The 6,678-nt window shown below is 47.5% G+C and carries 9 protein-coding genes; 6 read left to right on the top strand and 3 right to left on the bottom strand.

Going from position 1 to position 6,678, the window contains the following annotated elements:
• Nucleotides 1-701 precede the first annotated feature (701 nt).
• Nucleotides 702-899, top strand: a complete 198-nt coding sequence (locus H6B30_RS15335) for a hypothetical protein (RefSeq protein WP_013619410.1) — start codon at nt 702-704, stop codon at nt 897-899.
• Nucleotides 900-1,411: 512 nt separating this feature from the next.
• Here the strand turns inward: H6B30_RS15335 and H6B30_RS15340 are convergent.
• From H6B30_RS15340 to H6B30_RS15350, 3 genes are all read right to left on the bottom strand, one after another.
• Nucleotides 1,412-2,668 carry a Y-family DNA polymerase gene (locus tag H6B30_RS15340; protein ID WP_205112151.1) on the bottom strand — a complete coding sequence of 419 codons (1,257 nt, stop codon included), beginning with the start codon at nt 2,666-2,668 and terminating at the stop codon, nt 1,412-1,414.
• 3 nt (nt 2,669-2,671) lie between these two features.
• Nucleotides 2,672-3,169 (bottom strand): LexA family protein, encoded by a 498-nt coding sequence (locus H6B30_RS15345; RefSeq protein WP_087251027.1) that lies wholly within the window; start codon nt 3,167-3,169, stop codon nt 2,672-2,674.
• Between the two features lie 180 nt (nt 3,170-3,349).
• On the bottom strand, nt 3,350-3,799 hold the full coding sequence (locus tag H6B30_RS15350) for a hypothetical protein (protein ID WP_205102814.1): 450 nt from the start codon (nt 3,797-3,799) through the stop codon (nt 3,350-3,352).
• Between the two features lie 105 nt (nt 3,800-3,904).
• Between H6B30_RS15350 and H6B30_RS15355 the strand changes: the two genes are divergently transcribed.
• From H6B30_RS15355 to H6B30_RS15375, 5 genes are all read left to right on the top strand, one after another.
• Nucleotides 3,905-4,294: a single-stranded DNA-binding protein gene (locus H6B30_RS15355; RefSeq protein WP_087251031.1), complete on the top strand. Its 390-nt coding sequence runs from the start codon at nt 3,905-3,907 to the stop codon at nt 4,292-4,294.
• A 375-nt stretch (nt 4,295-4,669) separates the two neighbouring features.
• The gene (locus tag H6B30_RS15360; protein WP_087251032.1) at nt 4,670-4,849 is read left to right on the top strand and encodes a glyoxalase; all 180 of its coding nucleotides are present in this window, start codon (nt 4,670-4,672) and stop codon (nt 4,847-4,849) included.
• A 17-nt stretch (nt 4,850-4,866) separates the two neighbouring features.
• On the top strand, nt 4,867-5,118 hold the full coding sequence (locus tag H6B30_RS15365) for a DUF6926 domain-containing protein (RefSeq protein WP_087251035.1): 252 nt from the start codon (nt 4,867-4,869) through the stop codon (nt 5,116-5,118).
• A 5-nt stretch (nt 5,119-5,123) separates the two neighbouring features.
• Nucleotides 5,124-5,552 carry a PcfK-like family protein gene (locus H6B30_RS15370; protein ID WP_205112153.1) on the top strand — a complete coding sequence of 143 codons (429 nt, stop codon included), beginning with the start codon at nt 5,124-5,126 and terminating at the stop codon, nt 5,550-5,552.
• 3 nt (nt 5,553-5,555) lie between these two features.
• A complete protein-coding gene (locus tag H6B30_RS15375; protein WP_239484165.1) occupies nt 5,556-6,650 on the top strand; it encodes a PcfJ domain-containing protein in 1,095 nt (364 codons plus the stop codon).
• Nucleotides 6,651-6,678: the final 28 nt, after the last annotated feature.

Below are 6,678 nucleotides of genomic sequence, written 5' to 3' on the forward strand. Positions count from 1 at the left end.
CGTGTACGTACGGTTCGGAGGCAGGCTGTCGGAAACCTACCACCGTAAGGTGGCATGGCGCCGACAGCCGAGCCTACGCATCACCAATAAAAAGATAGAGCATGACATGATGAATTTATCTGAGAAACTAGATTGTTTCAATGATGCAGCTACACATTTAACATCAGACTAAACAATAATTATCTGAATTAGTCAAGATTCAATCTGACTGTTAATATAAAAAGAGTAATTTTACAACATCAAACAAATTAAGTTATGACTAATTCAGTTCTGATGCAGGGCGGAGCAATCCGTCCTGCATGATATTTTGTGTCGGGTTGTTCCTATTTTACCGGTTGTAAGTTACAAAGAAATGTCGGCTTGAAGTCTGCCGTTATCCTTATATATATGCTTACCAACCCTTTCTATAGACCTTGCTTCTCAAGCCTCTTGCCCTTTATATCAGTCCGAACATTCCATGTTGCAGCCTCCATACCGCCACCGCCAGAGGTTTTATCTTGTGCGAATATAGGTTGCCGCGCCTGTTCCCTCCGTTTTGAAGTGCATTTCCGGCAAATTCTTCCTTGCATTGCAAGAGTAATTTACCGGAAAAAACATCGGGAATGGCTTTTTCGGCAACCTTTTACTGCACCGAAAAACCGAAGCGGCTTCCGATTGAAGGACGTCGAACAGAGGGAAAGTAAACTTAAATTCAAAAACGGATGAAGACATTGGAAGAATTGCTACAAGGAATTGGATGTGTCGGTGAGGTATTCGACAGTACGGGAGAATTTACGGAAGCCGGAAGTAAGGCATATCACTTTTTGGTGGATTTGCTGTATGACATTGAATGTCTGACTGGAAAAAGTGTATCATGTATAATCAGGGAACTTGATAACATATGTGAAGAGAATTATTAAAAATCAATATTATAGTTAGGAAAATTCATGAATCGAAAGAGTAAAGCTCGCAAAGGACTGGAAAAATGACGGTGAACTGCGTCAGTCGTGTTCTGCATGTTATGACGCTTGACGACATCCTTCCAGATAATGGAATCAAATAGTATGTCAAGGCAATTGCGTGTCGTCAGAAGAGAGTTGACCTATCAAGTGTACAAAAGTAGTGGATTCAATTTGTTTTTTCCTTCCAAAAGAAAAGTTATGGCTGTTGTCGGTGAGTACTTGTTGACTGATTTACCTAAAAGCCCTATCCGGACTTGATTGCGCAAGCAGGAATTTAAAAAGTAGGTTTAAATTTTCTTGTATATACTACAAGGAACGAAGTAAACCTCTTGCAACATCTCTTTGGTAATGAATAATAATAGTTTTAGAAATTAAGTTTAATGACATCTTGTATATATAGAACAAGGAAAGGAGTAAACCACTTTGCCAGTTGCACCAGCCTTTCTTTTTTGAAGGCAATAGAATACTGTTCAGACTTTGACTTTGATGACTTCGTTAAGGTTTGTGGAGTATTGGGCTGACTTGTGTTCGCATTTCAAGTGCCAACGTTTGTCCGTGCCTTGGCTTGCCACTTTTACGGTATTAAAACCATTCCGTTGGTTGATGGCATCGATAGCCGCTGAAAGGCGAGCTTGTTTGGCACGGTCTATGGAGTCAAAGAGGACAGTTTGGACGGCAGTGTTTGGACTAATGTCCCACACGATGACACCGGCTTTCTTGTAGTGGTATCTTCCATTCTCACGCCATTCAGTACGGAGTGCTTGGACTGCTGCGGCTACCAACTCCAATTGGTCGTTGGTGGGCATGGGCAATGTAACTGTGCGGTTGATAATATGGTTTGGCACATCGTTGCGGAAACGGCTGGTATAAGCGAATACGGTCAGTTGGCAGCAACGACTCTTTTGCTCACGCAACTTGCGGACACATGAAGCGGCAAAGTTGGCTACTGCTTCTTCCACCACTTCCAACTCAGACAAACCTTTGTCGGGAAAACTGCGGCTGGTACAGATGCTCTGCTTTTCGGGCAGTTCGCTGATGTTTATGCAACTTTCGCCACGGAGTTCCTTCCATGTCCTCACACCTGTGACGGTAAGCAACCGTCTTACCCGGCTTTCACTCCACTGCGTGAAATCCCATGCGTTTTTGACTCCATGGTATTCCAACTTCTTGGCAGAGCGTCTGCCAATGCCCCACACATCGGCGATGTCAAAACCTTGCAATGCCTTGATGCGCTTTTCTTCGGTGTCAATCAGGCAGACACCCCCGTAACCTTTGTATTTCTTTCCATACCTGCTTGCCACTTTTGCCAAGGTCTTGGTCGGAGCTATGCCAAGCGTTACCGGGATTCCTGTACCCTTGCCAATGGTACGCACGATGCGTTTGCCGTACTCACGCAATGCTTCTCCACCGCCCATGCCTGTAAGGTCGATGAAAGCTTCATCGATGGAATATTGCATCAATTCGGGCGTGAATTCCGACCTGCGGCTCATGTCACCATAAAGTGTGTAATTGGAACTGAACACGGCAACCTTTTCACGCTCCAGCAATTCTTTTGCTTGGTAAAAAGGCGTACCCATTTCTATACCCAACGCCTTTGCCTCGTTGCTGCGGGCAATGATGCAACCGTCATTGTTAGACAGCACCACCACTGGCTGTGTGCGCAATCCCGGATTGAAGACCCGTTCACACGAACAATAGAAGTTGTTGCAATCCACTAGACCGAACATGATTCACTTCCTCCGATATTGGCGTTTGATGTTGTAGGTCAATACTCCCCACACGATGAAATTATTTTCTTCCGTCACCTTGATAGGCGGATAGTCCTTGTTGGCAGGCATCAGCCAAAGGCAATCACCCTTGACATCGAACTTTACCCGCTTCAATGTAAATTCCCCATCAATGTAGGCCACCACGATGTCACCCTCCTGCGGATCGATGGACTTGTCTATCACCAACAAGTCGCCGTTGTCGATGCCACAGTCCTTCATCGAATCACCTACGGCACGGGCATAGAACGTAGTGGCGGGATGGCGAACCAACTCGCGGTTCAGGTCGATGCTCTCCGTCATGTAGTCTTGTGCAGGGGATGGGAATCCTGCACGGATGCCACCATCGGCAAAGTCCAACAGCAGCTCGCTGCTCAGGTCGGCCGAATAGAGGATGAGCCTTACCCCGTCCTCCTTTTCTACTCCGGATTCATTGACGACTGTTTTATGTGAATCTTCCATTTCCTGTTCTCTTGTTGCATTACCATTCGTTTTGCAAAAATACCATTTTTATGCGCTTGTCCGTCTTTATTTTATGAGTTTCCACACTTTTACGCCTTTTATTGGCTTACATTTCGCCAAAGGCGACCGATGCTCTTTCCCGATGGCAGTCGTGCGCCATTCTTTCATCGTATCTTGGGTTTAGGTTGATAGCCGGCTTTCCTTAATTTCTTCCGTTGCCTCGGAACCGGCACACCGACAGCTGTTCTGTCCACATTCCCTATCCGTCAGTCTTATCTTCAGGCATCTCCTCTCCAATGGTAGAGCGGCCTTTTTTTCTGGCAATATCGGTATCGCGTCCGCCCTTGCGGCTTCCATAATGAAAGAGGTGGTTGGAATCGCCGTTTCATACCTGACCCGTTGCAGAGCTATCGGAACGGGCTTTTTTCTTTTGGCAGGCGGATTATTAGCATCCTTCATCACAACCTGTGGCTGAATTTTCGTGTTGCTTCTTACATGGCCGTCGTTTATCGAAGCCACAATATTTTTCCATGATGCAAAGATATAATGCAGCTCGCCGATGGCGTTACGGGACACTGACGTTCTGACCAATGGCGTGTCACGAAAATCTTCCGACATTTTCCGCTTCACATAAAATGTTGCGTATTTGCGTGCCTCCCTTGGTGCTACCCTATGCCTGCAATATCTTCTTGCATCCGTAAAAATTAATTGTTCAACTTCTAAAAACTTACAGTCATGAAGCAAGTAGAAAATTCTTTCATCATCACAGGTTTTGTAGCAAAGGACGCTGAAATCCGCACGTTCACCAACAACGATGTAGCCAGTTTCCCGATGGCAATCGGCCGCAAGGAAACCAAGGACAACGCCACCAACCGCGTGTCCGCTTTCATCAACGTGGAAGCCTGGCGCAAGAGCGGCAGCGCATCGTTCGAGTTGCTGAAAAAAGGTACGCTGCTCACCATAGAGGGCTATTTGAAGCCCGAAGAATGGACCGACAAGAACGGTATGAAGCAGAACGGCATCAAGTTCGTGGCCAAGAAGTTCTACGAGGCGGTGGAGAAACAGGAGAAGGCCGAGAAGCCCCAACCTAAGGCTCGCGCCAAGAAACAGAAGGAGGCGGCATAGACCGCTTCCTTCTTCGAAAAGAGCGGCTTCGGCCGCTTTTTTCGTGCTCAATGCACGTGAAGCCTTGCTCCTTTTGAAAATGATTAGCTACCTGTTCTACCATTACCCGCTTTGTTATACCGGCTATTCCTTATCCCGCCCTCCAGCCGTCACCGTTTAGTTTTACTGATGCAAAGGTCGGCCATCGCGCCTGATGGCGGCGGCTTGAAGTGGATTTCTTGCAAATTCTTCCTCCTTGCGGAGCGTAATTGGCAACAAAAGCCGCCGCATGAGGCTTTCCCGATAGCCGAGCCGCCGCATCGATAAAACCCTAAATCGGTCACGGCAAGAAGGACCGATGACAGGGAAAGTTTAACATCAAAAACATACACCAATATGTACGATTACGACAACAGAGAGGAATTTGAGGATTACGGCAAGCATTGCTGGCTGCTGACCCCGTGGAAAGGCTACCGCTCGGCAACCATAGTCGGACAGACCGACAAAGGCTATATCGTCCAAGTGAGCAGCGGAGCGGAGATAGTGGTTTATCCTGACGAGATAGAGATTAATTAACCCCAAAGCATACCCATATGGAAAAGACAATCGAAAAGATACCGACATGGAGTCTGTGCTACCTTGTCAATGGAGATGCATGCGGACTGACAGAGGAAGAACTACAAACCATCGACCGCTGGTACAAGGACATGGGCGTACAAGTAGTTTCGCCCGTCATGGACAGTGAATGCAACCTGCAACCCTATTTTTCACCTTGCCCTGCTTTCGGCTTGCCGACAGAGGTAGTGGACTGCGACATCTTTTATATCCAACCCACCAAACAATGACAACCATGAAAGGAACTGAACATTTCAAACAGGCCATCAAGAGCTATTTGGACGAAAGAGCCAAGACGGACGAACTCTTTGCAGTGGCTTATGTCAAGGAAAACAAGAACTTGGACGATTGCATCACGTTCATACTCAACCAAGTCAAAGCAATGGCCAATGAGGGCTGTGTCGGCATGGCTGACGATGACGTGTATTCGCTCGCCTGTCACTATTATGACGAGGACATCATAGACATAGGCAAGCCCGTCAACTGCGAGGTGATAGTCAACAACCGTATTGAACTGACCGAGGAAGAGAAAGCCGAGGCACGGCAGAGGGCTATCAGCCAATACCAAGCCGAGGAATTGCGCAAGATGCAGCAACGTAAGAGCAAGTCGGCGGCAAAACCACAGGAGACCAAACAAACAGAACCTAACTTATTCGGCTTTTGAACGATGAAACCACGCAACAAATTCGAGAAAGCTGTACTTGCCCAAAGCGGCAAGCTCCGCCCCTTGAGCAAGGCACAGCTTGCTTGGGCATTCCGTGAGTGTGTCAGCCATTTTGCACACCGACTGCCCAAGGGTCGGACAACCTGCATGGACTGCGGCCATGAATGGGTAAGAGAAAAAGCGACAGGGCATTGCACCTGCCCGAAGTGCCACGCAAAGCTGGAGGTCAAGAATACCCTTGTCCGCAAAATACGGCAAAAGGCATATTTTACCCTGCTTGACAAGTGTGGGAAGTACCAAACCCTGCGAATGTTCCTGCTTGTGGTGGAAATGGAGAAAGGCTGCAAGGCGCATCCTTACGCCTTGGAAATCGGGCAGTATTGGTGGAACGACAAAGGCAAACAGACGCTTGTAGCCATTCAGCGCATATTGGGCAGGTACATGGACACCTTTTCTTTCGTTTCGCCAATGGCCATTCGGGGAGACAACGAAGTGTACCGCCATATTGCCACTTTTGACACCTATCCGAGATACAGCGTTATCGACACTTTGCAAAGAAACGGTTTCCGCAGCGACTTGCAAGACATTGAATCGGCAAAACTCATACCGGCATTGCTGACCGACCCGAAAGTTGAAACTCTACTGAAAGCCGGACAATATGACTTGTTGCGCTATTGCCTGCACTCATCAACTTGTCTGGACGATTACTGGCCGTCTGTGAAAATCTGCCTGCGGAATGGATATACCATTACTGACGGCTCAATGTGGTGCGATACCATTGACCTGCTTAGGCGAATGGGCAAGGACACACGCAGCCCGAAATATGTCTGCCCTGCCGACTTGAAAGCGGAACACGACAAATTGGTGGAACAGCGCAACCGCAAGGAGGAACGTGAACGTCTGGCGTTGCGCCGAAAGGAAGCCGCCCAATATGAGAAAGAGTACCTGTTGCAGAAAGGCAAGTTCTTCGGCATCCTCATCACGGACGGAACGCTGAAAGTCAGAGTGTTGGAAAGCGTGGCCGAGATAGCGGAAGAGGGTACGCTGATGCACCATTATGCAAAGTGTTATATTATGCGTAGCGTTACTAATAAATAGCTATTATTCAATATTATTTAGCAGCAAC

Source organism: Marseilla massiliensis (assembly GCF_016899955.1).
Lineage (GTDB): Bacteria > Bacteroidota > Bacteroidia > Bacteroidales > Bacteroidaceae > Prevotella > Prevotella intestinigallinarum.

Coding starts and splice junctions, on each gene's coding strand:
- H6B30_RS15335 (WP_013619410.1), top strand. CDS start 702: ATGAAGACATTGGAAGAATTGCTACAAGGAATTGGATGTGTCGGTGAG.
- H6B30_RS15340 (WP_205112151.1), bottom strand. CDS start 2,668: ATGTTCGGTCTAGTGGATTGCAACAACTTCTATTGTTCGTGTGAACGG.
- H6B30_RS15365 (WP_087251035.1), top strand. CDS start 4,867: ATGGAAAAGACAATCGAAAAGATACCGACATGGAGTCTGTGCTACCTT.
- H6B30_RS15355 (WP_087251031.1), top strand. CDS start 3,905: ATGAAGCAAGTAGAAAATTCTTTCATCATCACAGGTTTTGTAGCAAAG.
- H6B30_RS15370 (WP_205112153.1), top strand. CDS start 5,124: ATGAAAGGAACTGAACATTTCAAACAGGCCATCAAGAGCTATTTGGAC.
- H6B30_RS15360 (WP_087251032.1), top strand. CDS start 4,670: ATGTACGATTACGACAACAGAGAGGAATTTGAGGATTACGGCAAGCAT.
- H6B30_RS15345 (WP_087251027.1), bottom strand. CDS start 3,169: ATGGAAGATTCACATAAAACAGTCGTCAATGAATCCGGAGTAGAAAAG.
- H6B30_RS15375 (WP_239484165.1), top strand. CDS start 5,556: ATGAAACCACGCAACAAATTCGAGAAAGCTGTACTTGCCCAAAGCGGC.